We start from the raw sequence: 22902 nt of genomic DNA, 5'->3' as shown, positions 1-22902 counted from the left end.
AACCCCGCCCAGGATGTTCCTGCGGCGGGGTTTCGTGGTTCGGCTCAGGCGACCTAAAGGATCACTGTTCCGTGCCTGTTCCGTGAGAGATGAGACGCGGGCGGAACAGGCGGTCGTCGATCGCCTTGCGGGCCCGGTCGTGGGAGCCGGGCATGAGGTGGGCGTAGACACGGAGAGTGAAGCCCGGGTCGGCGTGGCCGAGGTACTCGGCGAGTTCCTTGACGGAGACGGCGCCGGCGAGCATCACGCTCGCGTAGTAGTGGCGGAGCTGGTGGAGGCCCTCTTTGCGTGACGTGGCAAAACGGGTCCGGCTGTTGGCGTCCTTCGTCGGCGCGGGGATGACACCCGCAGCCACCAAGGCGGGTTTCCAGATCAGTTCGCTGTAGACCCGCGCTCTGATGAACCGGTTGTCGGTCCACTGGACGAGTAAGTTGTGGGTCTGTACTTTGCCGTTGAGCTTCTCCCAGGGCAGAGAGCAGGTCAAAGGCGGGTAGGCCGCCACATGACGTCTGATCGCCTCGGCGGTCCATTCCGGCAGGGGAACGACGCGCTCACGGTCGTTCTTCGGCAAGGCGTAAACATGATCGCTACCCAGCTTCTTGATCTGGCGCCGGACCTGGACCACCCGCCCTTCGAAGTCGATGTCCTCCAGGGCGAGGCCGAAGACTTCGCCCTGCCGTAGGCCGCACGACGCGGCGATGATCGGCACCAGGCGGAAGAACTCCTGGTGAGCGTGGATGATGCCGTGGACTCTCTCATCCGCCCAGGCCGTCAGCTCTCCGCCAGACCTTCTGGGGACCTGGACGATCGACGATCGCGCTGGATTCTTCTTGATCGCTTCGTCCGCGACGGCCAGTTCGAGAACGCCTTGTAGGACGAGGAACGAGGTCTCGATCGTCGAAGGGCCGTAGCGCTCGTTCAGATCGCTGATCCATCCCTGGATCTGTGAGGGAAGGATGCTCTTCACCTGTCGCTTGTCGAAGGTCGGGGCCACGTGAAGGCGATAGATGTACTCGTATCTGATCTTGGTGGCGGGGTCGACGATGCGTGAGTCCATCCACCGTTTGGCCACATCGGCGAAAAGGACCTTCCCTGCGTTCGGATCGATGTAGTCGCCTCGTCCCACGTCCGCTTCCATGGACGACGCATGCTTCTCAGCGTCCGTCTTCTTGGCGAAGGCCCGGGAGGCCTCTTTGCCGTTGGGGTCGAGCCACACGGCCAGCCAGCGCTTTCCTGCGCCGTGACGTGCGGTCTTGACCCGTTCGGTGCGTCCGTCCGGGTGCCGGACGGTCTTGTTCCAGAGATCCTTGACGTAGGCCACGACCTACTCCTGTTCGCGAACCCAGGACAGAACGTCCTGAGGCAGATAGCGGAGGTGACGACCGACCCGGTGGCTCGGAGGACCTGTGCGGCGGTGCCGCCACTGGTAGAGGGTCGCGACGGGGACGCCGAGAAAGTCCGAGACGTCTTCAGGCGTCCAGAGGCGGCTCACCGCAGATCACCCGATGTGATGGCGAGTCCTGGACCTGCGTAGCGCCAAGGGGTGATCGCGACGTCGCCGAGCACGGTAAGGGTCTGCGGCGCCGCGAGGAGCTCGTCGTGGTGGCTCAAATGGCACCGCCGACGATGGCGCGGGTGAGGGCCTGCTCGGCCAGGCTGAGACCCTTCCCGGCATATGACCAGTCGCCGATGACGGCGACGGTGTCTTCCGGGAAGAACGGGAGCCGGCCGGTGGTGATGGCCTCGCCGCGCCGGTGTTCCTCGCGGGCGGCTCGCAGCTTGCCGAGGGTGGTGGAGTAACGGCGGCTCTTGGTGGAGAAGTGGCCGCGGAATCCAAGCATGTGGGCCCAGCGGGCGAGCTTCAGGTCGGCCAGGTCGTCGAGGGCGGCCAGGCGGAAGCACTCGGCGATGTGGCGGCGGGCGTGCTCGGAGATGGGCAGGGCGGCGAGGTTCTCCAGCGGCTGGATGCGCCGGTCTAGGGTGCCGGTGCTCTCGGCCGATTTGGTGGCGTACTTGGCGATGTAGCTCGCCACGGCCTGATCGGTGAGGTCGCCGGCCAGCGTGATGGGGCGGATGTCGAGCTGCTTGCCCCAGGTCAGGGTTCGCTCGGGCAAATCGTCGATGGCGGGGATGGTCACCGAGACGACACCGGCCGCGTGGTGGATGGCGTCCGTGAGCAGCGCGACTGTGGCCCAAGCCGGAGGCGGCGAGGCGGGTCCGTCCGGTCCATCGGGGCGGACGACGGCGTGGAAGTGCACTACGCCCCGGTGCTGATACTCGGCGACTTTGGCGAAGGAGATCGTGAGGACCTGGCGCAGCTCCTTGTTCGAGAGGCCCGACAGCTTGGCGACGCGACGGCGCAGCGCTTCGGTGAACCGGCGCCAGAGCTCGGGGGCCAGCGCGTTGAACAGCACGGCTTCGGTGTAGGCGTAGCAGTCGAAGCAGAAGGGCTGGCCGAGCCGCGGATCGTTGACGGCGTGCTTGGTCGGGCACGTCATCTTGACCCCGTGAGAGCAGGGCGGCGCCGCTCGCCGGACGCGGCAGCGCGGCACCTTCGCCTTCCTGGCGCCCCGGTTGTGGACGACGCCGAAGGACGGCGCGGTGAGCGTGACGAGCAGGCTCGGATGGTCGACGACCGAGGCCGGGACGCCCTTGCCGCCCACCAGGCCGGCGCGCACCAGCTGGTAGGTGTCGGCGCGGTAGATCTCCGCGCAGGCGGGGCAGCGGGTGGCGCGGCGGGTCTTGCAGGGGACGTTCAGCACGCCGCCGGGTTCGGTACGCGTGGTGTAGCGGTGCAGGACGCCGCCGGTGGCCTGGTCGATGTGCTCGACGTGGCCGCGAAGCCGGATGGGCTGGCGGCAGCCGCCGGTGCCGCGGATCTGGGAGGCCCAGCGGTCGAAGCCAGGGTCCTCCAGCCGGGCGATAATCCCGGCTATCACGTGCGCGTTGGTGTTCTGAGGCAAGATGGGGCCGTCCTCTCCAGTGTTCCTGGTGTGGATCGCCCCCGGCCTGGCGCGTGTCTTGGCGGATGTGTGGCCAGGCGGGGGGCGTTGCGCTTACGCGCTGAGGTCGAGTCCGGTGCCGTGGCAGTGGGGACAGCTCTCGCCGTCCCCGTTGACGCCGGTCCCGTTGCAGGCGTAGCAGAGACAGCCGGTCACGGCTTGTTCTTGTGGTCCCGAGGGATGAGCTTCAGGTACACCCGGTAGGGTCGCCGCCGGGTCTCCGGCGCATGGCAGATCTTGATGGGCATGGTCTAGGACTGAGTCCGGTACGCCGCGGCGGTGCTGCAGATCGCCACCGCCCTCCACTCGACGGGACCGAAGGTCCGGCTGGTGGCGTAGTGGCCCCGCTCGAAGGTGATGGGCGCTTCGAACTGCGCGGCGTAGTCGTCGATCTCGGCCTTCATGACCTCGTCGGCCGCCCGAGTCGCGAAGGTGTAGACCGTGAGGTCGGCCAGCACCGGTATGGCGGGGCGGGCCTCCATGAAGTCGGCCAGGGCGCGCAGGCCGGCGATCATCTCGGTGCGCTGGTCGTTGATCATCTGGTTCCCTTCAGCGTGCGGAACAGGTCGGTCGCGAGCTGAGCGGAGACACCCAGCCGGGCTTGGAGCGTCGTGGGGCTGATGGCCTCGCCGTGCTTGGCGCGGTGGTCGTCGGCCAGGCGCTGTGCGTAGGCGACGAGCGCGGTAGAAGGGCCAGGAGCGGGTGCGGCCGTGCCGGAGGCGCGGCGTTCGAGCATGGAGACCGCGATGAGAAAGGCGACGGCCGGTGTCGCGGCGGTGAGCCAGCCCCAGACAGTCGGGTAGGCCTGGTGCAGGTTGGCGGCCAGTGACAGGGTGATCCCGCCGGTCATGACCACGACAGGCCAGGACACCCGGCCGGTCGCGGTCCGGCCGGTGCGCTTGTCCCGTTGGCGTTCACGGGCGGCCATGACGCACGTCAGGTCGATGCAGATCGCGATGGCCCACGCCATCCAGCCGGTCTGGCCGTTCTCCAGGGCCGTTCGGCGGATGTGACTGAACGACCCGGCGCCCGCTATGAGCGCGAGGACGACGACCGGCCCGGAGTCGAGCAGCCAGCGAGCGACGCGGGACACCGATTTCCTCCTTCCGAGAGCGAGCCATCAGGTCCGGGATGCGCGCGCCGGCTAGGACGGCACCCCAGCTCGGGGCCATGTGCGCCCACCGCTGGGTCGCTTCTTCCGCGGTCTCGTTGGCGACGAGTGAGGAGCGGGACCGGTACCACTGGCCGTCCTCGTGCGCGGCGATGGCGACGCCAGGGCTGGCGGCAGGAATCATGCGGGCCGAGTCGAGCGCGGCCGGGTCGAGGTCGCCCAACGCCATGACGGCCGTCTCGGGGTCGTTGACGCGGTGGCAGACCCGTCCCGAACACTGGGCGCGAAGGGCGGTGACGCCCGTGCCGAGGTCGGAACCGATGCGTTGGCCACAGCACACGAGATAGATGCCGAACGCCCGGCCGAGCTGAGCCACGCGCAGGAGCGCGGTAGAGATCGCCGCTACCTCCTCCTTCTCGCTCTTGTCGGCCATGAGGTAGAGCTCGGCCAGCTCGTCGATCAGGATGACGACCGGGAGCGGCTGCAGGTCGGGGTGTAACTGCCAGATGTTGCGCGCCCCGGCCGCGCGGCACGCGTCCATCCGCCGCTGCATCAGAGTGCCGACCTCGGTGAGCAGGCTGAGGCACTCTGGCCGGGACGTGGCCAGCGCGGACAACCGCGGGCTGTACGGGGCGAACTCGACGCCGCCCTTGAGATCGAAGCCCACGAGCGCGACCGGTTGCGGAGCCAGCCCGACGATGAGGGCGTTGGCAAGGTTCGACTTCCCGGACTGGGTCGCCCCGGCCACCATCCAGTGCGGCACCGTCTTGAAGTCGATGACCCAGGGACGGCCGGTCTCCAGACGTCCGACCGTGACCTGGAGCAGCTCGGCGGGATCCACCGGTGCGGCGACGTTCACTAGGGGATCGCGGATCGTGACCGACAGGACGACCCGGCCCGGACGGGGTGAGCTGACCCGGACGCCGTGCACGCGCCAGGAGTGCGCCAGCCGTTCGGCGACCTTGCTGTAGTCCTGCGGGATCTGCCCTTCGAGCGTGCGGATGGTGACCCGCCAGCCGTGCCGGGTGGGCATCGGCCACCACATCCACGGCTTGGCATCCAAGCCCACCCGACGCCAGCGGCGGTTCACCTGAACCGTGCCCGTCTCCAGCACCAGGCGCGGCACCCGCAGGAACCGGGGACGTTGGCGCCTCTTGGTCAGGCCGCAGCCCAGGGCGATCTTCCGCCAGGTAAGCCGTACTCGGATCGAGGTCAGCAGGTAGCCGATCACGAGCCAGAACGAGGCGGCGTAGAAGTGACGCCAGGCCCAAAGCCCGGCCGCCGAAGCGGCCAGGGCGATGAGCGCGACGTGCAATTCCTCAGACACGCACGTCCTCCCCGACGGGGAGGAGCGCGGCGGCGCGGTAGGAGATCCCCCACCGGCCATCGAAGTCCCACAGGTAGCCGACCAGCCCGACTGGGTTGATCTGCTGGCCGGCAACCACGGGCGGTTCACCGCTGATGCCGATCTTCATCAGCTCAAGCCGCCCGGCGTCGTCTTCCACCGAGACGGTCACCTCGTAGACGACCTGGCCGGTCTTGTCGAGCTTGATCTCGCCGGTCTCGCGGTTCAGAAGGCGGGGCTTGGGGTTCTTCACGCAGGTGAGCGTGAGGCGGGTCGGGTCGACCGGGATCGGGATGGTGCGCATGTGCTTCCTCCTCTGAGAGTTTCTTAGAACACATAGAACGCTTGGCATTCTAAGTTGTCAAGGGATTCTTTGGCGGCCTGGTTGGCAGGCCGGTCGTGCTGTGCTGGACTGAGGGGATCACCTCATGAAGGGCAGGCCATGGTCGAGAAGACCGGGCGTCCGGGCTATCTCCAGATCGCCGACGACCTCCGGAGCCAGATCCAGTCAGGCAAGCTGGCGCCCGGTGCCGCGCTGCCTTCGACGGCGGAGCTCGGCGCCCGTTACGACGTTTCGGCGAGCGTCGTGAAGTCGGCCATCTCCGTACTTCGCACGGAGAAGCTGATCATCGGGCAGCAGGGCAAGGGCGTGTTCGTCCGGGAGCAACTGCCGGCCGCGTCGTCCGAGGTGTCTTCGGATGGGGAGTCCGAGCTTCTGCGGCAGCTCGTCATGATGCGTGAGGCGGTCCAGGACCTCGGGCGGCGGGTTGCGGATCTTGAGAAGATCGTGTTGTCAGAGCGGACACGATCCGACTGATCTGGCAGAGAAGCCTGTCGAGATCTGACCGTATTGCCTGTATTTCCTGAATGGCCTCAATGTCGTCCATTTCCTGTGCCCTCAACTGTCGAGCCGGCATCTCGGTGGCGCACAGGAAGTTCATCAGCGCCGACCGCATTCGGGTATCACGCGCGTTTAGCTAAACTCTTTCACTGATAGTTGCGCACCGATTACACAGGGTCTTCACTCGTTCTAGGTGCACGTCACTAGGTGCGCGACACCAGGCGCGACCCTCCTCGTGACCCATAAGGATGCAATGAAGGCAAATCGGCCAGGCTGGACCCCTGCGCGGCTACGCGAACACCGTGAGGCCCACGGCCTCAGCCTCGAAGCGGCTGGGGAAAAACTCCGCGAAGTCGCTGAAAGGAACGAACTCGGCACCTTAGCCGCGAACTTCCAGACACTGTGGTCGCATGAGAGCGGTGCCGTATATCCCAGCCCCGCATATCGCCGGGCCTACTGCCTCATGTACCAGGCAACCGAATCAGTGCTGGGATTCCGGCGCCCACTCCCTGGTGAACGGCACCAGAGCCCGATCTCCATTCTTCCCCGCTCCACGGACCCTGCCATCGACGCCCAGACCGCGTCGGTCATCGAACAGACCTTGGTCCAACTATCCGCCCGTCTCTCCCCGCCCGGTCCTGAGCTGGACATGCTCCGTCAAAGGGTTGTCGACGCATGGCATCGCTGTCCCAGTCCGCGGCCGATCCTCATCTTGATCGGCGGACACTCCGGGTCCGGCAGGACCGAGTTCGCGCGGTTTCTGGCTGACGTCACCGGTTGGGCGCTGCTCGACAAGGACACACTGACTCGCGCGCTCACCGAACGTTTGCTGACCACCCTCGGGGGCGACTCCCACGACCGGCACAGCGATCTCTACCTGACCGAGGTGCGCCCCCTGGAATACCGGTGCCTCCTGGACGCGGCCTTCGACAACATCGCGGTCGGGACCTCAACCATCCTGTCGGCCAATCTCGTCGCCGAACTCCACGACGACGCCTGGCTATCCCGGCTGACCAACCGCTGCGCCGCCAAGGGGGTCGATGTCGCGGCAGCATGGGTGACCTGCGACCCCGACACGATGCGCGAGTACATCGAACACCGAGCAGCCCCACGTGATGCCTGGAAACTGGCCAACTGGGACAGCTACATTGCCGCGCTCAAACTCAACAACAGCCCTGACGCGCACCTGACCCTCGACAATACGCTGTTCGCCGCCATCAGCCTCGCCGACCAGACACGGGAGGCGCTCAAACAGATCCTCACATGAGCGATCTGTTCCGCGACCGTCCAATGCCGCTGATTTCGCTCTGACAAGGCGTGCCGCCGTAACAGTCGCTCTTCGCCGCCACCGTTCAAGATCTCTCTTCCGTTACGGCTTCGCCTGGTCGGCCATACGAGCAACCTTGACCTAAACCTGTTCACTCACGGGCCTCCGGACCACGGTCGTACAGGCTGCTGGATGAGAATTTTCTCTACGTAATCAAGGCCGGCCCGCCTGCGGCGGTCCGGCGCGCGTCGGGCGGTCGCGGGCCGCGCTGCGGCTCTTCGGCCGGTCGCGGCCCGCGCCACCCACGCGCCACTAGCAGCAGGTCTGCCAGATCCGAAGAAGTTCGCTCCAATAGTGCTCTTGTTCTTGGAGCTTTGTCAGCTACCTCTCGGTGGTCTCTCGCGCGTCCGCGATCATGGTTCGGAGGGCGGCGTCCAGTTCTCGCGGATCGGTGAGTTGCAGGCCAGCAACCTTCTGGAGCACTTCGTCAGCGTCAAGGCCGACGGTCCATTCTTTGATGGCATCGATGTCCTTCGGATCTTCCGAGTGGAGCGTGATGATCCTTGCGAGACTGTTGCGTGCGACCTCAACCTGCAGTTCCCATGCCACACGGGCTGCAGCTGGAGTCGGGTGCGCCGCAGCCAATGCAGCACGGAAGTCCTCATATCCAATTGTGGTGTCGAGATGTGGTGGCAGCGGCGGCACATCTGTGCTCGTACCTGTAATCAGGACCGGAAGCGCTACCTCGCGTACCCACTGTTCAAGGTCGCGTAGCTCGTGAAGCAGAATGTGCCATGACTCGCTGTGTGGTCGTCGAATAGAAATCTTGGGCCATATGTCGAGGGGCACTTTGACGCCCGCCGGGCCGCTTGCCAGTACGTCGCCAATCTCGACTGGACGGTTCGGATTGGCTGACACCACGACGCCTGCAGCTGGCCCATCAGGGATCACCGCGCCGATAAGCGTGGCGGCGACTGATGGTGTGCGGTGCTTCGACCAGTTGGTGTGCTCGACCAGAACCCGGAGTGGGTGTCGCTCGGGGTCGCTGTGCCGGAACGGCTGAAGGTCACGAAGTCGTTCACACAGAGCGGCCCCGAGCTGTAGCGGCGCCAGGCTACTGCGATGGCGATGCTTCAGCCACTTATCGAAGTCATGTGCAGTTGCGGCTGCGGGCATCTCGATGCAGCGAGCTTCCTGAGGAGTAAGCGGCCGCCCTACTTGGTGCACGATCTCGGCGTAAACAACGTGTTCGAGGGCGGACCGCAACTGGTTGAGCGCGTCTGCGGCCAGTCGTGGAATGGCCTGGGGAATAGACGCTATGCCGGTCACCGTCACGTTAGCTGTGTTGCCGACAGCGACGTTTCCCAGATTCAGTGTGCCTTGCGCGGTGAAGTGCTGAAGGATTCGGCCGGTACGAGCGATCAGCTCATCGGAGTGAGCGAGGCTGTAGACGACATGCTGCTGGTGATCCGGCAGCCACAAGTAGCGATCCACGAGCGCGAGCGTAGCCGCGGTCTCGGATCAAACGCAGCCTCCTATCTACGCTCGCATACGACAGAGTGAGTAAGGGCCTGGGCGCCGGCCTTTCGATTGATGTTCCGGCCTTGAGAGACACAGCTGTCCACGCGCTGCGGCGCCCGGCGATCCTCTGCCGATCTTGTGACGCTGCAGCTGTTCGCTACGGTCATCGCTGTTCGTCCCCTGCGGCCCTTCTGTCACCAGCCGAGCGGCTCAAATTCTGTCCTGAACGAACTGTGTGTAACTCCTGGTTGTCCGGACGGGGGCGTGGGCGGTGCCTGCATGATGCCGTGAACCCGCGCCATGGTTACGAAGCGCATTCGAGCCTAGGGCTGCTGGACCTGGTTTACTTGCTGGTATGCGAGCGTTTCCAGCGCGTCTCGGAAGGCATTGAAGTCCGAGATCGGCTCGTTCGGCTCATCCTCGAGCTTGAAATCGCGCCGGATCGCTCGGATGTGACTCTTGAGGTCCTCGGCTGCCACCGAGTTGTCCAGCCCGGCCTCGATATCCTCAAGAAGGAGGGTCGCTTGTTCGTGGGTGGCGCTTGAAGGGTGGTCCAGCACGAACCCTCGCTTTAGCCTCTTGATCTTCGCGCTGATCTTCTCAGTAGCCATCTCTCGCAGCGCCTGCCGCTGGCGACGGCCGAGTTCGCGGAAGAGGATTTTGAAGTTGGCATCCATGATCGCCGCGGCATCGGCGAGGTCGTCGTCGTGATCGACGGCGTCCATGACGCTGCGGGCGAACCCGATTTTGTCCAGATGGAACCCCCGGACCTTTGCCGCCGCCGCACGCTCCAACGCGTCATGAGTCCCTGAGGTGCCCTCAAAGTTGATGTCTTCAGGGACAAGCCCTTTAAGGTCTACGACTTCCTCTTGGGACAGGAACTCGTCGGCGTATCGTTTGACCGCGGCGAGTGCGATGGGGAGCGGGACAAGGTCCTCAATCGCGACCACACCCTTCGGGAGGGTGCTCGTGAGTCCTTCCGAGGGCAGGTCACCCAACTGCAGGACGAACTTGTCGGCGATCACAGGCTTGCCGTTCGGGCCCTTTTTGAGTCCCTTAACCGCCAGGTCGCCGGATGTGTCGCTGTCGAGTAGGACGATCACCGCAGGCCGGTCGACGTCCCGTCCCCGAGCCAGATAGACAAGGTAGGGAACGTGCGGCGCGGAGCCGGCTGGGACCAGGGTCAGTGTGTTGAGGTCGAGGTGGTCCATTGACGCTGCCTTCCGGCGGCGCAGTCGCGCGGACATCCCGGCGAGCATGACCTGGTCGGACATGCCTTCGAGAACCAAGTTGCAGTTCCCGATGAAGGTCGTCTCGGCGACGAAGCTACCGAACGCCGAACGTAGGGGCTCGTAGTGGTTGCGGGCGGCATTGCGGACCACGCGGGTCCCTTCGTCGCCATCGCCCTTCTCCAGAACACGAATACGCTCGCCGTGGTTCTTGTCGATCAGAAACGGTGAGTGCGTCACGTAGACGACCTGGCACGGCCGACGTTCCGGATTCTGCGGGCTGGCGAAATCTTCGAAGATGCGGAGCAGGTCCTGCTGGCCGGTGCTCGACAGGAACGCGTCTGGCTCATCCATGAGCAGGATTTCGGGGACACCGGACTTCGGCGGCTCGTGGGCCAGATACTGCACGAAGTAGCTGAGGAAGTACTTTAGGCCGCCGCTCCGCTCATCGGCCGAATACTCGGTGCCCGTGCGGTCTCTGATGGTGAAGACCAGATCCTGGTCGCGAAGGGTGAGCAGGAGCTGGAACTGGTTGTCCTGAGACCACCATTTCGGGAAGTTGAGCGTCGTGGCGAGCGCGTGGTTCATCCGCTCGACGATGCCGTTGGCGAACCCCTCTCGCCCTTCCTCGGCCGCCTTGAGGAGTTCCTGGAAAGACACCCGACTGATCCCGGCGACCTTCAGCAGCAGATCGTCGGCCAGGGCGAGCTGACGATCGTGGGCGTCCGTGGACACGTTGGCGGCCGCGAAGGCGCTCATCAGCGCGGGTGCCGCCGAGAGAGTCTGTTCGGTGGTCCCTCCGAACCATGCGGGAGCGTTCTCGAGGACCAGCTTGAGGAACGAATGGCGTTCCTTCCGCGGGCCGGTCTCCACCGACAGCTTTCCTTCGGCGAGGTATTTCAGCGGCACGCTGTCCGGCAACGCCACATCCCGGTCGATCTCAAACCACTGAGGCAGAAGAGAAGCGAACACCTTCCTGTCATGGACCACATACCGTTCCCAGCCGGAGCTCCGAGGGAGGTAGATCTCGGGTTCCTTGCCGTTGATGCGGAACATCATGAAGGAGCTCGACACGTCATCGGGGGTGGTCTTGCAGACCTTGGCCAGGGCCTCCTGCTGGCCCTGGTCCAGATTCCTGAATTCAAGCCCGAAGTCGGGGTGGGCCATCGACTTGTTGACCGCGAAGAACTGTGAGTAGCGGCAGAAGTCTCCCCGCTTGATACCAGCTCCCGTGAGCGCGCATTTGATCGCGGAGAGCAGCTGGCTCTTCCCTGACTCATTGGCGCCCACCACGGTGGTCACGCTGCTTTCGAGCGGCACCCGGACAAAGGGATACTGCAAATCGTTCGACTCCAGCACGTCCCACGGATCGGGGACGAAGCCGTCATGGGCCTTGCGCAGGTAGTCGAAGTTGAATGAGCGGAAGAAGCGAATGAGGACAGCGGCGATGATCATTCGTGCCTCTTTTCCAGCCGGCGAGACCCTGACGGACGGTCAGCAAGGGTAACGCTCGGATACGACAAAACTCGACGCTATGAGCCGGGCCGTTGAAGAGGCGGTTCAGGCCATCAACTGGACACACTCGAAAGCTTCGGCAGCCGTCACTCCGCATTGCATGCCACGTAGGACGGCCAGGCTGCGGAGGGTCTCATCTGAGCGGGTGTGTGGGTGATCGCGGCGTTGGCTGGCGTACAAGTCCATCGCCTCGAGTTTGGCGTTCAAGTGACGCGTCTCAAGTTCGACGTAGAAGGCGGGTGGCGGGGTGGACGTGAGCCGCCATTGGTCGGCGGCCTCTTCGAAAGCAAGGACGATCGCGGGGTGGGGTCTCTTACGGCGGTCGCTGGGACGTAGCGCGGTGACGGCGGCTTCAGCGACGGCTTGATGGTCCTGGTTGTAACTGGTCGGGTGGGGAAAGGCGATCAACGTGGGTTTGAGCGTGGTCAGCGAGATCGGGGTGGCATCCTCGATCACAGCGGTCAGCGTTCGGCGCGGAACGTGGTCGAGGGTGAGCTGGCGGATCCCCGGTAGGGCTACATGCCAGGACGTGATCCGGAGATGGGCGGCTACCTGGTCGATCTCGTGCAGGTTCTCCGCCCGGGTGGAGAAGCCGGGACTCGCATGCGAGACGTTCTCTCCGATGGTCAAGTACATGACGTGCACCTGGCCGCCTGCCTCAGCGATACGGGAGATGAGGCCACCGCAGCCGATCACCTCGTCGTCGGGATGTGGGGCGAGGATGAGCGCCCGCTGGTCACTCCAGTTGATCGTCATACCTCGCCCCTTCGCTTTGCAGGTTATGGCGTGGTTCGGTCGGGTCGGCCTTCTCGCACCCACGCATAGACGCGGTCGATGCCTTCGGCGACGGAGGTCGTTGGGAACCAGCCGAGGTCGTTCCGCGCCGCGGTCGCGTCCAGGGCGCTGCGCTGGAGCTCGCCAGGCCGGGCCGGGGCGTAGATCGGTGTGATCTCTCGACCGGCGGCCTGGCTGATGTGCTTGATCAGGTCCAGGACGCTGGTTTCTCGGCCGGCGCCGATGTTCCAGGTGCCGCCTTGTTCCGTAGTACCGGCTGCAAGGAAGGCGGTGACCACGTCTCTGACGTAGACGTAGTCGCGGGTCTGGGTGCCGTCGCCGTAGACGGTCGGCTCGTAACCATCGTGGACGCGACCGGAGAAGATCGACACGACTCCGGCTTCACCGGCGGGGTCCTGGCGGGGTCCGTAGACGTTGCCCAGGCGCAGGGCGATGTGCCGGGTTCCGTGGAGCCGGTTGAACAGGGCCAGGTACTGCTCAGCGCAGTACTTGGCCGTCCCGTAGGGCGCCTCGGGTGCGGGCGGCACCTGCTCGTCCGACGGGATGGGCACGTCCATGCCATACAGGGCGCCGCCGGTGCTGGCGAACACCAGGCGGGCGTCCACGGTTCGGGCGGCTTCGAGCAAGGCGATGGTGCCGCCGATGTTGACGGCGGCATCGTGGGCGGGGTCGGCGACCGAGGCCCGGACGTCGATCTGGGCGGCCAGGTGGAAGACCACCTCCGGCCTGGTCTCCTCGATGACGGCGGTGATCGCGGAGGCGTTGGTGATGTCGATCTGCCGCAGGTCGGTGCCGTCGGGCAGGCGTTCGCGGCGTCCGCTGGTGAGGGTGTCGAGGACGGTGACTGTAGCGCCTTGGGCGATGAGGGCGTCGGTCAGGTGGGAGCCGATGAAGCCGGCTCCGCCGGTGACGAGTGCGCGCATGGCGGTGAGCCTAGGTCTGATCATCATTGTGGTCCGGCTGATCGTTGAGCACGTCGATGTCTGCGGCGCAGCGGAAGCCGATGGCCCACGTGCTGTAGGCCGGGTCGCACGCGATGCGTTCGCTGGTGCGGACCTGCCAGCGCAGATTCATCCAGCCGCCGCCGCGCAGCACGCCGTAGCGTCCTTGGGCCATGCGGAAGATCGGGTCGCACTGGACCTTGGCGTCGTACAACGTGTAGGTGTCGGCGACCCATTCGGCGACGTTGCCGGCCATGTCAGTGACGCCGAAAGGCGAGTCGCCACCCGGCGAGAACGCGCCGACCGGGGTGGTCTTGGGCCGGTGGTGGTTCTGTTCGGCCCACCAGGTGTGCCAGTCGTTCAGGTCGTTGGCTCCGTCGCCCACGCAGTTGACCAGAGAGTGGTCGAAGGCGGCTCCCCACGGCCATTGCTGCCAGCGGGAGCCGTGCGCGGCGTACTCCCACTCGGCCTCCGTCGGCAGGCGTTTGCCAGCCCATTCGCAGTACGCCTCGGCGTCGGCGCGGGCGACGTGCACGACCGGGTGATGCTCGTACCCGTCCAGGTCGCTTCCGGCTCCGGCGGGTGAGGACCAGCAGGCGACGGGACGTTCCTCCCAGAAACGTTCGCCGTACACCAGACCGAACCCGCGTTGTTCGGCCTCCGTCTGGTAGCCGCTGGCCTGGACGAACAGGCTGAAGGCGGCGTTGGTGACGGGATGGCGATCGAGCAGGAAGGGCTCCATCGAGACCAGATGCCGGGGCGTTTCGTCGGCGAACCAAGAGCGTGGGTAGGACTGGGCGCGTTCGAGCTGATTCAGATGGGCGCTGGGGGAGCCGATCGGCACTTGGCAGGCCGGGATGGCGACCATGTTCTCCTTGATCACGGTCAGCCTCCTGCCAGTGCCGGAAGCACGATGATCTGATTGTCGGACGGCAACAGGGTGTCCAGGCCGTCCAGTTCGCGAATGTCCTCGCCGTCGACGAAGACGTTCACCCAGTTCGCCAGCCGGTCCGGTTCTGCCAGCACACGCTGCCGAAGCGGCGGATAGGTCTCGGCCAGCCACTCGACGGCTTGGCCGACGGTTTCCGCGGCGCAGGTCAGCGTCAGGTCTCCGATCCCGGCGGCGGTGCGCCACGCCGACGGGATCACGATGACGGTCACGGCTCAGGCCGCCTGGTCTTCGCGGGCCCAGGTGATGGTGCGCTCGATGCCCGTCCGCAGCGTCGTCGTGGGGGACCAGCCGAGGAGCTTCCGGGCCCTGCTGAGGTCGGGGCAGCGAACGGAGGAGTCCTGGGCACGGCCTGCGACGACCTCCACCGCGCCGGATCCGGCCACGTCCACGACCAGGTCGGCGAGGTCGCGGATGGTGATCTCCTCATCCGATCCCAGATTCACGGGGCCCGCTTCGGCGGAGTCGAGCATGGCGATCAGGCCGGTGACGAAATCGTCGATATAGCAGAGTGAACGGGTCTGGGTGCCGCCACCGTGCAACGTCAGCGTGGCTCCGGCGAGGGCTTGGCGGATGAAGGCGGGCACTACGCGGCGGTCGTCGGCGTACATGCCGGGGCCGTAGACGTTGAACGGCCGGACGATGCCGCCGTTGAGGCCGTGCTGCCGCCGGTAGGCGAAGGTGGCCGCCTCGGCGAAGCGTTTGCCCTCGTCGTAGCAGCCCAGCGGGGCCGTGGGGTCGACGTTGCCCCGGTAGTCCTCGTGCTGTGGGTGCACCAGTGGGTCGCCGTAGATCTCGGAGGACGACAGGCATAGGAACCGGGCGCCCTGCTCGGCGGCCACGTCCAGTGCGTTGAGTGTGCCGATGGAACCGGCGCGCAGCGTCTCGACAGGATGCCGGGTGACGACCTCGGGTCCGACCGGGATGGCCATGTGCACCACGGCATCCACCGGGCCGCAGTCGATCGGCTCGACGACGTCCTGCTTCAGCAGCGTGAAGCGGTCGTGGACGAGCAGTCCGTCCAGAGCGGGGAGGTGTCCGGCGGACAGATCGTCGAGGGCGGTGACGCGATCACCGCGTTCGAGCAGGGCCGTGCACAGGTGGGTGCCGATGAAGCCGGCACCGCCCGTGACAAGAACGTGTCGTGAGCTCATGGATTCCTCTCGATACGAGACAGGACGAGTTCGCGCAGGTGAGGGGAGGTGGCGGCGTCGCACGGCGGTTGGTCGGTGCGACGCCGCCGGAGGAGGAAGGCTCCTCCGGTACGGCCCCGCTGTCCCCTCCTCGATTCAGCAGGGCCGTACGTCAGGGGTACTGAGGCGGCAGGACGCCGGAACGGATGAGGCTCATCTCCGCTTCGAGGAGTTCTCGGCGAAGGTCCTTCTGCGTGGCAGCGGTGATGACGAGGGGCTTGTCGACCGGCCACTGGGCGATGGCGCAGAACTCGCGCTGCCACGTCAGCCACATCACCAGCCAGCCGGGATGTTCACGGTTGAGCTCATCGGCGAACCGGTGGCCGGTGTAGTGGTCGATGCGTCGGTCCGGCCGGGCGATGGGGGATGAGCCCGGGTGATGGTTGCCCTGGGGCCGCCGGAACCGGTCGAGGGCTCTCCGTAGCACCATCACGACGCAGGCTCCTGGCCGGCCTCTTCGGCGATCCGCTCCTGCCGGTTGATCTCCCTCGCCAGTGCCCCGAGGTCATCGGCATCGACCGCCGTGGCCGCTCCCGCCAGCTTCTCGATCTCTTCGAACGGTTCTCGCCGCCAGGCCCACAACCGGCCGACATCACTGGTCAGGTATCGCCACGTCTCGGGGACTTCGGGTGCGGGCCTGGCCATGGTGCTGACCTCCGGAATCCGGGGGGAAGGGGCGGAGGGGCGTCGTGCCGCGGATGACAGGGGCCGGTTCGGCGGGCGGTGAGGCGTCGGCCGCGTGCGGGAAACAGGGCGTTCGCTGCGGCGACGCTGCGCGGGCACGAGAGCCGGGGTCTCCTCCGAGGGCTCGACCGCCGTCGGAGCACTCGGCCGGGGAAGCGGCTGCGGCCCCGCGGCGCGGCGAGCGGCGAGGCGCTCTGCCGCCTGAGCAGAGGTCGGCGGGACGTAATCGTGGTCGTCCTGGTGGGAGCAGGCGTGTGCGTAGGGCGCGTGTCCGCAGAGGCCGCATCCCATGGGCATGGGCGCCGATTGGCCGAAGCAGGCGCAGTTGTGCGACTGCGCGGTATCTCGTTCGAGGGTCGCACTAGGGTTGGCCACGGGTCAGGCTCCATCCTGATCAAGGGCTCGTCCGGTCGTTCGCAGCGCCGGGCGGGCCCGCCTCTCTGTGAGCGCGGAGTTCGACGCCTGTAATGGTGCGATCACAAAAAGGCACTTCGGAAGGCCATGCAGAGGACGTCAATAGGCCATTTTGAGGACTTCGCGTGAGCAATTGATTGCTCAGGGTTGCCGAATAGGCCTTTCTCCATGACTCTGGAGTCCTCACGCAGTCCATCCGTCTCGGGGAGCCCTTATGGCGAGAGAGGCCGGCAACATCCAGCTCAAGGCAGCCCGGCAGCATGCTGGGTACGCCTCACAACAGGCGCTCGTCGACGCCCTCGCGCGGGCCGGTCTCGACCTCGGCATCACCGACGCCGAGGTGAGCCTCCGGCAGGTACGACGATGGGAAAGCCCGACTCCGCCATGGCCGCACGCCACCCACCAGCGCCTTCTTGAGCACACCCTCGGTCTGCCGATCGAACAGCTCGGCTTCACCCCGCCGTGGGGCGCGAAGAGCGAACGTCCGTCTGCCCCCGCCCGCGCCGGGCAGAGTGCCGCCATGCCGCTGCCTCTGCCGTCCTCGGCGAACGGGACACAGCCCGCCTCCATCGCCCTCGACTATGCGAACGTGACACGGTCGCACCGGCGGCTCTACTGGCGTGTCCAGCCGCCCACCATCCGGGCCTCCGTCGCCGAGCACGCCCGGCTCGGTGTCCAGTTGCTCAGCGAGATGGCCGGCGCCCCGCGGCACACCCTCGCCGCCGCATTGGCGGAGTCGTTGCTGCTCGTGGGGCGTATCGAGTTCTTCGACCTCCGGCAGCCAGACGACGCGGAAGGCCATTTCGTCGAGGCCCTCCAGGCGGCCGGAGCGGCGGACAACCAGCTTCTCGGATCGGCCATCCTCGCGCACTCGGCGTTCGTACCCGGATGGGCCGGCGAACGGGAAGCCGCAGCGGAACGGCTACGCGCGGCCCGCGTTTACGCGCGCCGGGCGGAGGGCGTCCCGGCTCAGTTCACGGCATGGCTTCACGCCGTGGAGGCCGAGTGCGAGACGCGATGCGGGAAACACCGCGAGGCCCTGAAGTCGATCGGCCGGGGAGAGGAGGCGCTGGCCGACGCGGCTGATGTACCGCTGCCCGAGTGGTTCGACTGGTTCTCGCCGGTGCGCCTGGCGGCCTTCAAGGGGAACACCCAGCTCAAGGCCGGTCACCTCCCGCAGGCCAGAGCGACTCTGCTGGCGGCCCTGGAGCAGCTCTCCGACGAGGAGCGCAAACAGCGCACCGTCGTGCTCGGCGACCTGGCCGCTGTGGAGGCGGCTGAAGGCCATGCCGAAGCGGCGTGCGCACGTGCCATCGACGCGCTGGATCAGCTCGCGGTCACCTGGTATGCGGCGGGCATGGAGCGTGTCCGGGACCTGCGCCGGTCCATGGATCAGTGGTCCGACCTGGACTGCGTGATGGAGCTCGACAACCGTCTGTACGAATGGCGCACCACGGTCAACGCGCTTCAGCGTTGAAGGCCCGGATCCTTCCCGGCAGTTCCGTCAGCGAGTCGATGCGGATGGACGGGATGCGGTCGGCGTCGGGGTGGGATTGCTGGATCGTACCCCAAGGCCCACGGCGAATCAGGGCCGTGGGCATTCCGGCGGCGGTGGCCGGAAGGATGTCGTTGTCCAGACGGTCACCGACGTAGAGGATCTCATCCATCTCGAAGGGGACCACTTCGGCGACCCGCTTGAAGAACTCCGGGTCCGGCTTGGACGCTCCCCAGTCGTCCGAGGTGCCGATGAGGTCGACGTCCTCCGAGAACAGGGTGCGCAGGATGCGTCCGGCCCGGACGGTCTGATTGCCGGCGATGCCCAGCCAAAGGCCGTTGGCGCGGAGCTCGGCCAGGGCGGGGCGGACGTCATCGTAGAGGTCCTCTTCGCCGAAGGTTTCGGGCTGTCCGGCGGCGGCGCGGGCTTCCCGCTGTTCGTAGAGATCGAAGTCAGGGCGGAAGACCTGGAAGGTGTCACGGTAGTCGCGGCCCTGGGCGATGACCGCGCCGAACACGGCGCTGAAGGTGTGGCGGGGGACGCCGAGCCAGTCGGCCCACGTGCCGTATTCGCGGCTTTCGTCGACCAGGCATTCGCCGACATCGAAGACAACGGCACGGATCATGTCGACAGCCTATGGGCAAGGCTCTCACTGCCTTCACGCTTCCAACGCCCCGCGCCCGCTGATCGAGAGTCCTGAGGTTGGCCTCGGCGGTGGTGTCCGGCCAGACCCCCTGCTGCGTCGTATCGAGCTGGTCGATCAAGGAGCGCTGGTCGGCAGCGGCGACTCCCGCACCTAGATTCGGTTGATCTTGCGACCGGTCACGCTTAGGGGTGCGATACGGACGTAGTGGTCGCGGTCGTCCCCAGCCCACGAATGGACGTCGGCTGTCGCGCCGCGTAGCTCATCCTCGGAGACATGATGGGCGGGTCCCTGAATGAGGACGCTCCAGCCTTCGTGGTTCTGCTCGTCGATCCGGTCAATTTGAAATGCTATTTTTACTTCCAGATCGTCGATTCCAGATTGCAGGCTCTGATCCATGGTTCCGCCTTTGCGGATACGGAACACAACCTGGCCGTCGATCAATCGGTAATTCACCGGGAAAACCGTGGGACCAGGCGCTCCGCCGAAGGCCACCCGGCCGATGCCGCCCGGTTCGATGCGCTCGTAACACTCCTGCTCAGTCAGTTCTTCAAGGGTGCTCGCACCTGTTTCGCGCTCTGCGTTCAACGGGATTCCTTTCCTCACCCAGGTTTCATCCGGCTGACTTCAGTCTGCTAGGAAGGAAGAAATGATACTTCTCAGCATTCTACCGTTGCCCGGCCGCGGAGTATGGGAAGGGTGGTCCGAATGACGATCAAGGTCGGACAGTTGATGAGCCAGAACGCGGTCGCCGTACGGCCGGGAACGCGGTGCGCGGAGATCGCGTCCGCGATGGACAAATACCGGCTCACTGCGGTCACCGTCCTTGATGACGAGAGTCGGCCGATCGGTGTCGTGCCCGAGGAGGCTCTGCATGCTGAGGGCGGGTCCGGTGGCGGGCGTACGGCCGGGGAGTTGATGAGGTCACCGGCGGTGACGGTCACGCCCGGCGTGACGGCCCGGGAGGCCGCACGGCTTATGTACTGCCACCGGCTTCGGGAACTGCCCGTGGTCGATCCGGCTGATGGCAGGTTTGTGGGAGTGGTGACGCAGGACGACGCGGTCTCGATCTTCGACAGCTTGTCGGGGGAGGTACGGCGTGAGGTCGACGCGACGATCCGCGAGGCGGCCCACCTGGATCCGGCCAGTCTGACGATCTCGATCGACCAGGGCAGGGTCGGCATCAGCGGTGAGGTCCCGGCCGGTACGCCGGTCGCCCATCTGGTCGAAGCCGTCCGAGGCGTCGACGGCGTCGTGAAGGTCGACTGCGATCTGACCTTCCCTGACGGTGAGGATGTGCCCGACCAGCGCGGCGATGGCCTGGAGGCCGTCGTGGAGGCGGCGACGTGGGCGCCGTCGATCCACAACTCACAACCGTGGTCGTTCGCCATCGACGGTGAGGAGATCTGCCTGCGCTCCGATGCCGACCGTCGGCTTCCCGTGAGCGATCCGCAGGGACGGCAGTTGACCATCAGCTGCGGTGCGGCGCTGTTCAACATGCGGACGCTGGTGCGCGCGACCGGTCATCGGCCGGTGGTACGGACGCTGCCCGACCCCGATCGTCCTGGTCTGGTCGCCACCGTACGCGTCGGCCCTGAGGAACCCGCAGTGGAGGAGGTCTGCGCCCTGCGGGATGAGATTCCGCGACGGCGCACCCATCGGGGCGGCTTCTCCGATCGGCCCCTACCGGAGGCGGTGCTCGATTCGCTGGTGCGGGTGGCCGCCATGGAGAACGTCCGGCTGATGCCGCTCAGATCGGCGACCGACGTGACGATTCTGGCCGCGCTGACCACGGTGGCGCAGGAGTTGCAGGCACGGGATCCGGAGTTCGAGATGGAGATGATCCGCTGGGGGCTGCGTCCCGGTAGCTCGCGCCGAGACGGCGTACCAGCGGAGGCCTATCCCCGGCGCGACCCAGGGGCCCGTCCAGAGTTCGCCCAGCGCGACTACAGCCGGGGGCAGGGATGGGGTGGCGAAGCCGGTCAGTCGGCGGAGACCGGTGTGGTGGTGTTGTTCACCACCGTCGGTGACGCGCAGGTGGACTGGGTGCAGACGGGGCAGGCGCTGGAATCGGTGCTTCTGTACGCCTCCTCCCAGGGCGTACGCGCCGCGTTCCACACCCAGCTGCTGGAATATCCGCTCTTGCGCGAGTTCGTCCGCACCGAACTCTGCTCGGGAGAGTATCCGCAGATCATCCTGCGCCTGGGCTATTGCGCCGGTACACCGCAGGTGTTCCGGCGCCCTCTGGTGGAGGTCCTCTCCTAGACGCCGGAACACGGCCACGACTGACGTCAGGTCACGGGCTCCACCCGGAACAGGGCCGGATGGACGTCGCTGGACCCGCCTGATCCCGGCGAGATCCGGCCGGCGACGGCGCGGAGGACGTCGACCGTGGTGATCAGGCCGACCGCCCGGCAGTGCTCGTCGACCACCGGGACGGCGTCGCGGCCGGAATCGAGCATCACGGCGGCCACGCCGGCGAGTGGCCGGTCGAGCGGAACGCGCGGGGTGAGCGTCGATTTGATGAGGTCGCCCACCTTGCGGCGGGACAGATCGGCCAGGGTGCCCGAGCAGCCGGTGGCGATGTCCTGCATCGACAGGATCCCGTGCGGCCAACGGCTCGGGCCGACGACCGCGATGTGGTGCATCCCGCCCTTGCGCATGAGCTCCCAGGCCATGATCGGGGACTCGTCCGGGGTGACCGTCACGACCACCCGTGTCATGACGTCCTGAGCGGTGAGCGTCGCGGATCGATCATCGCCGGTCCTCCTTTTCGGTGACGATGGCGACCGGGCAGTGTGCCCGGTGCAGCAGGCCGTATCCCACCGATCCCAGAGCCGTCGAGCGGATGACCCCGCGGCCACGTGAACCGACGATCACCAGATCGGCCGTGCGGGACTCCTCCGACAGGACGTACACCGGATGACCGCACACGGCCACGTGCTCGACCGCAACCGCGGGGAACTTCTCGGTCCACGGGGCCAGTTGCTGCCGGACGAAGGTCGTCCGCTCGTCGAACAAGTGCTGGATCAAGGCGCCGTAGCCGGCGGCGGAGGCCGCGAGCGCCGGCGGTTGCCAGGCGTACACGAGCTTGAGCCGGGCTTGGCGCCGTTGGGCTTCGGAGAAGGCGTAGTCGAGTGCCGTCTCTGACTCCTCGCTGCCGTCGTAACCGACCACGAGCTCCCCGTAGGTGTGCCGGGGGGACTTGCGGACGACGACGACCGGGCCCGCGGTGTGGCCCGCGAGGGCCAGGCCGACCGATCCGAGGATCAGGCCGGCGAAGCCGCCCATGCCCCTGGAACCGATCACGACCTCGTCGGCGCCTATCGCCTCCTGATTGAGCCGATCGATAACATCGCCCCTGATCAGCTGGGCGCTGATCTCGATGTCCGTGGCGCACTCCCAGGCCCGGCGCTGGGCCTCGGCGACGATGCCTTCGTGGTGTCTGCGCTCGGTGGCGTGCACTTCGTGGTCGCCCACGGTGAGGGGCGGCCAGACGTGGATGATCCGCAGGGCGGCGTTCCTGCGGGCCGCGTCGCGCGCCGCGTATTCGACGGCGGCGAGTGAGGGCGTCGATCCGTCGACGCCCACGACGATGGTCGAAGTCATGGTCGCTCTCCCTTCCCCAGGGTGTCTCAGTCCGCCATCGCGACGACGGCGACGGGGCAGGAGGCGTGCCGGAGCACCGGGTCGGCGGTCGAACCCAGGTGGCCGAAGCGGCGGCGTCCCACCACGATGAGTCCGGCCTGCTTCGACAGGCTGGTCAGGGCCTCACGTGGGGCGTCGAGGGTGACCCTGGCGCTGACTCGGACCTCCGGGTAGCGCTCCTGCCAGGCGGTGAGCGCCTCCCCGAGCTCCTCCTCCGCCAGGGTCAGGTCGGGGACCAGCGCCATCGAGGTGCCGAACGACGGGGCGGTCAGGCCACACCGGACCGCCACCAGCGGGAGCTGCCGGAGT

At 66.5% G+C, this 22902-nt stretch carries 25 protein-coding genes; 4 read left to right on the top strand and 21 right to left on the bottom strand.

Annotated elements, in window-relative coordinates; genetic code table 11:
• Positions 1-61: 61 nt before the first annotated feature.
• From QSK34_RS17340 to QSK34_RS17310, 7 genes are all read right to left on the bottom strand, one after another.
• Positions 62-1321, bottom strand: a complete 1260-nt coding sequence (locus tag QSK34_RS17340) for a tyrosine-type recombinase/integrase (protein WP_285585332.1) — start codon at positions 1319-1321, stop codon at positions 62-64.
• A 3-nt stretch (positions 1322-1324) separates the two neighbouring features.
• Positions 1325-1492, bottom strand: a complete 168-nt coding sequence (locus QSK34_RS17335) for a helix-turn-helix domain-containing protein (protein ID WP_083974182.1) — start codon at positions 1490-1492, stop codon at positions 1325-1327.
• A gap of 115 nt (positions 1493-1607) precedes the next feature.
• A complete protein-coding gene (locus QSK34_RS17330; RefSeq protein WP_285585331.1) occupies positions 1608-2939 on the bottom strand; it encodes a replication initiator in 1332 nt (443 codons plus the stop codon).
• A 314-nt stretch (positions 2940-3253) separates the two neighbouring features.
• Entirely contained in the window at positions 3254-3541 is a 288-nt protein-coding gene (locus QSK34_RS17325) for a hypothetical protein (protein ID WP_285585330.1), read from the bottom strand.
• Positions 3538-3996, bottom strand: coding sequence for a DUF2637 domain-containing protein (locus QSK34_RS17320; protein ID WP_353051403.1), 459 nt, complete (start codon positions 3994-3996; stop codon positions 3538-3540). The genes QSK34_RS17325 and QSK34_RS17320 overlap by 4 nt, the downstream gene beginning before the upstream one ends.
• Complete coding sequence (locus QSK34_RS37790) at positions 3917-5440, bottom strand: FtsK/SpoIIIE domain-containing protein (protein WP_353051399.1); 1524 nt, start codon at positions 5438-5440, stop codon at positions 3917-3919. The genes QSK34_RS17320 and QSK34_RS37790 overlap by 80 nt, the downstream gene beginning before the upstream one ends.
• Positions 5433-5762: an SCO3933 family regulatory protein gene (locus QSK34_RS17310; RefSeq protein ID WP_061296214.1), complete on the bottom strand. Its 330-nt coding sequence runs from the start codon at positions 5760-5762 to the stop codon at positions 5433-5435. Before QSK34_RS17310 ends, QSK34_RS37790 begins: the two co-directional genes overlap by 8 nt.
• A gap of 138 nt (positions 5763-5900) precedes the next feature.
• Between QSK34_RS17310 and QSK34_RS17305 the strand changes: the two genes are divergently transcribed.
• Both QSK34_RS17305 and QSK34_RS17300 read left to right on the top strand, forming a co-directional pair.
• The gene (locus QSK34_RS17305; RefSeq protein WP_285585327.1) at positions 5901-6275 is read left to right on the top strand and encodes a GntR family transcriptional regulator; all 375 of its coding nucleotides are present in this window, start codon (positions 5901-5903) and stop codon (positions 6273-6275) included.
• Positions 6276-7011: 736 nt separating this feature from the next.
• A complete protein-coding gene (locus QSK34_RS17300) occupies positions 7012-7566 on the top strand; it encodes a P-loop nucleotide/nucleoside kinase family protein (RefSeq protein WP_285585325.1) in 555 nt (184 codons plus the stop codon).
• 381 nt (positions 7567-7947) lie between these two features.
• On the opposite strand, the gene QSK34_RS17295 is transcribed toward QSK34_RS17300, so the two are convergent.
• The 9 genes from QSK34_RS17295 to QSK34_RS17255 all read right to left on the bottom strand — a co-directional run bounded on the left by QSK34_RS17295 (position 7948) and on the right by QSK34_RS17255 (position 16354).
• Positions 7948-9060 carry a hypothetical protein gene (locus QSK34_RS17295; RefSeq protein ID WP_285585324.1) on the bottom strand — a complete coding sequence of 371 codons (1113 nt, stop codon included), beginning with the start codon at positions 9058-9060 and terminating at the stop codon, positions 7948-7950.
• A gap of 350 nt (positions 9061-9410) precedes the next feature.
• Entirely contained in the window at positions 9411-11771 is a 2361-nt protein-coding gene (locus QSK34_RS17290; RefSeq protein WP_285585323.1) for an AAA family ATPase, read from the bottom strand.
• A gap of 105 nt (positions 11772-11876) precedes the next feature.
• Positions 11877-12587, bottom strand: a complete 711-nt coding sequence (locus QSK34_RS17285) for a PIG-L deacetylase family protein (protein WP_285585322.1) — start codon at positions 12585-12587, stop codon at positions 11877-11879.
• 23 nt (positions 12588-12610) lie between these two features.
• The gene (locus tag QSK34_RS17280; RefSeq protein ID WP_285585321.1) at positions 12611-13549 is read right to left on the bottom strand and encodes an NAD-dependent epimerase/dehydratase family protein; all 939 of its coding nucleotides are present in this window, start codon (positions 13547-13549) and stop codon (positions 12611-12613) included.
• A gap of 10 nt (positions 13550-13559) precedes the next feature.
• Entirely contained in the window at positions 13560-14450 is an 891-nt protein-coding gene (locus QSK34_RS17275) for a formylglycine-generating enzyme family protein (RefSeq protein WP_285585320.1), read from the bottom strand.
• Between the two features lie 2 nt (positions 14451-14452).
• Positions 14453-14728 (bottom strand): MoaD/ThiS family protein, encoded by a 276-nt coding sequence (locus QSK34_RS17270; protein WP_285585319.1) that lies wholly within the window; start codon positions 14726-14728, stop codon positions 14453-14455.
• A 3-nt stretch (positions 14729-14731) separates the two neighbouring features.
• A complete protein-coding gene (locus QSK34_RS17265; protein WP_285585318.1) occupies positions 14732-15670 on the bottom strand; it encodes an NAD-dependent epimerase/dehydratase family protein in 939 nt (312 codons plus the stop codon).
• Positions 15671-15821: 151 nt separating this feature from the next.
• A complete protein-coding gene (locus QSK34_RS17260) occupies positions 15822-16139 on the bottom strand; it encodes a hypothetical protein (protein WP_285585317.1) in 318 nt (105 codons plus the stop codon).
• Positions 16139-16354 carry a hypothetical protein gene (locus QSK34_RS17255; RefSeq protein ID WP_285585316.1) on the bottom strand — a complete coding sequence of 72 codons (216 nt, stop codon included), beginning with the start codon at positions 16352-16354 and terminating at the stop codon, positions 16139-16141. Before QSK34_RS17255 ends, QSK34_RS17260 begins: the two co-directional genes overlap by 1 nt.
• A gap of 667 nt (positions 16355-17021) precedes the next feature.
• On the opposite strand from QSK34_RS17255, the gene QSK34_RS17250 reads away from it, so the two are divergent.
• Positions 17022-18284 (top strand): NsdA family TPR-like regulatory protein, encoded by a 1263-nt coding sequence (locus QSK34_RS17250; protein WP_285585315.1) that lies wholly within the window; start codon positions 17022-17024, stop codon positions 18282-18284.
• Here QSK34_RS17250 and QSK34_RS17245 read toward each other — a convergent pair.
• Together QSK34_RS17245 and QSK34_RS17240 are read right to left on the bottom strand one after the other, a co-directional pair.
• Positions 18265-18927, bottom strand: coding sequence for an HAD family hydrolase (locus tag QSK34_RS17245; RefSeq protein ID WP_285585314.1), 663 nt, complete (start codon positions 18925-18927; stop codon positions 18265-18267). The genes QSK34_RS17250 and QSK34_RS17245 overlap by 20 nt on opposite strands.
• Before the next feature lie 171 nt (positions 18928-19098).
• A complete protein-coding gene (locus tag QSK34_RS17240; protein WP_285585313.1) occupies positions 19099-19533 on the bottom strand; it encodes a pyridoxamine 5'-phosphate oxidase family protein in 435 nt (144 codons plus the stop codon).
• Between the two features lie 120 nt (positions 19534-19653).
• On the opposite strand from QSK34_RS17240, the gene QSK34_RS17235 reads away from it, so the two are divergent.
• On the top strand, positions 19654-21210 hold the full coding sequence (locus QSK34_RS17235; protein WP_285585312.1) for an Acg family FMN-binding oxidoreductase: 1557 nt from the start codon (positions 19654-19656) through the stop codon (positions 21208-21210).
• 26 nt (positions 21211-21236) lie between these two features.
• On the opposite strand, the gene QSK34_RS17230 is transcribed toward QSK34_RS17235, so the two are convergent.
• The 3 genes from QSK34_RS17230 to QSK34_RS17220 form a co-directional block, all read right to left on the bottom strand.
• Entirely contained in the window at positions 21237-21668 is a 432-nt protein-coding gene (locus tag QSK34_RS17230) for a CBS domain-containing protein (RefSeq protein ID WP_285585311.1), read from the bottom strand.
• A gap of 31 nt (positions 21669-21699) precedes the next feature.
• Positions 21700-22554, bottom strand: a complete 855-nt coding sequence (locus QSK34_RS17225; RefSeq protein WP_285585310.1) for a universal stress protein — start codon at positions 22552-22554, stop codon at positions 21700-21702.
• 26 nt (positions 22555-22580) lie between these two features.
• The coding region (locus QSK34_RS17220) for a universal stress protein (protein ID WP_285585309.1) at positions 22581-22902 on the bottom strand (322 nt) is incomplete at its 5' end.

It is taken from the genome of Herbidospora sp. NBRC 101105, assembly GCF_030269205.1.
Taxonomy (GTDB): domain Bacteria; phylum Actinomycetota; class Actinomycetes; order Streptosporangiales; family Streptosporangiaceae; genus Herbidospora; species Herbidospora solisilvae.
The sequence above is the reverse complement of the archived record's forward strand: the minus strand, read 5'-3'. Positions and strand labels throughout refer to the sequence as shown.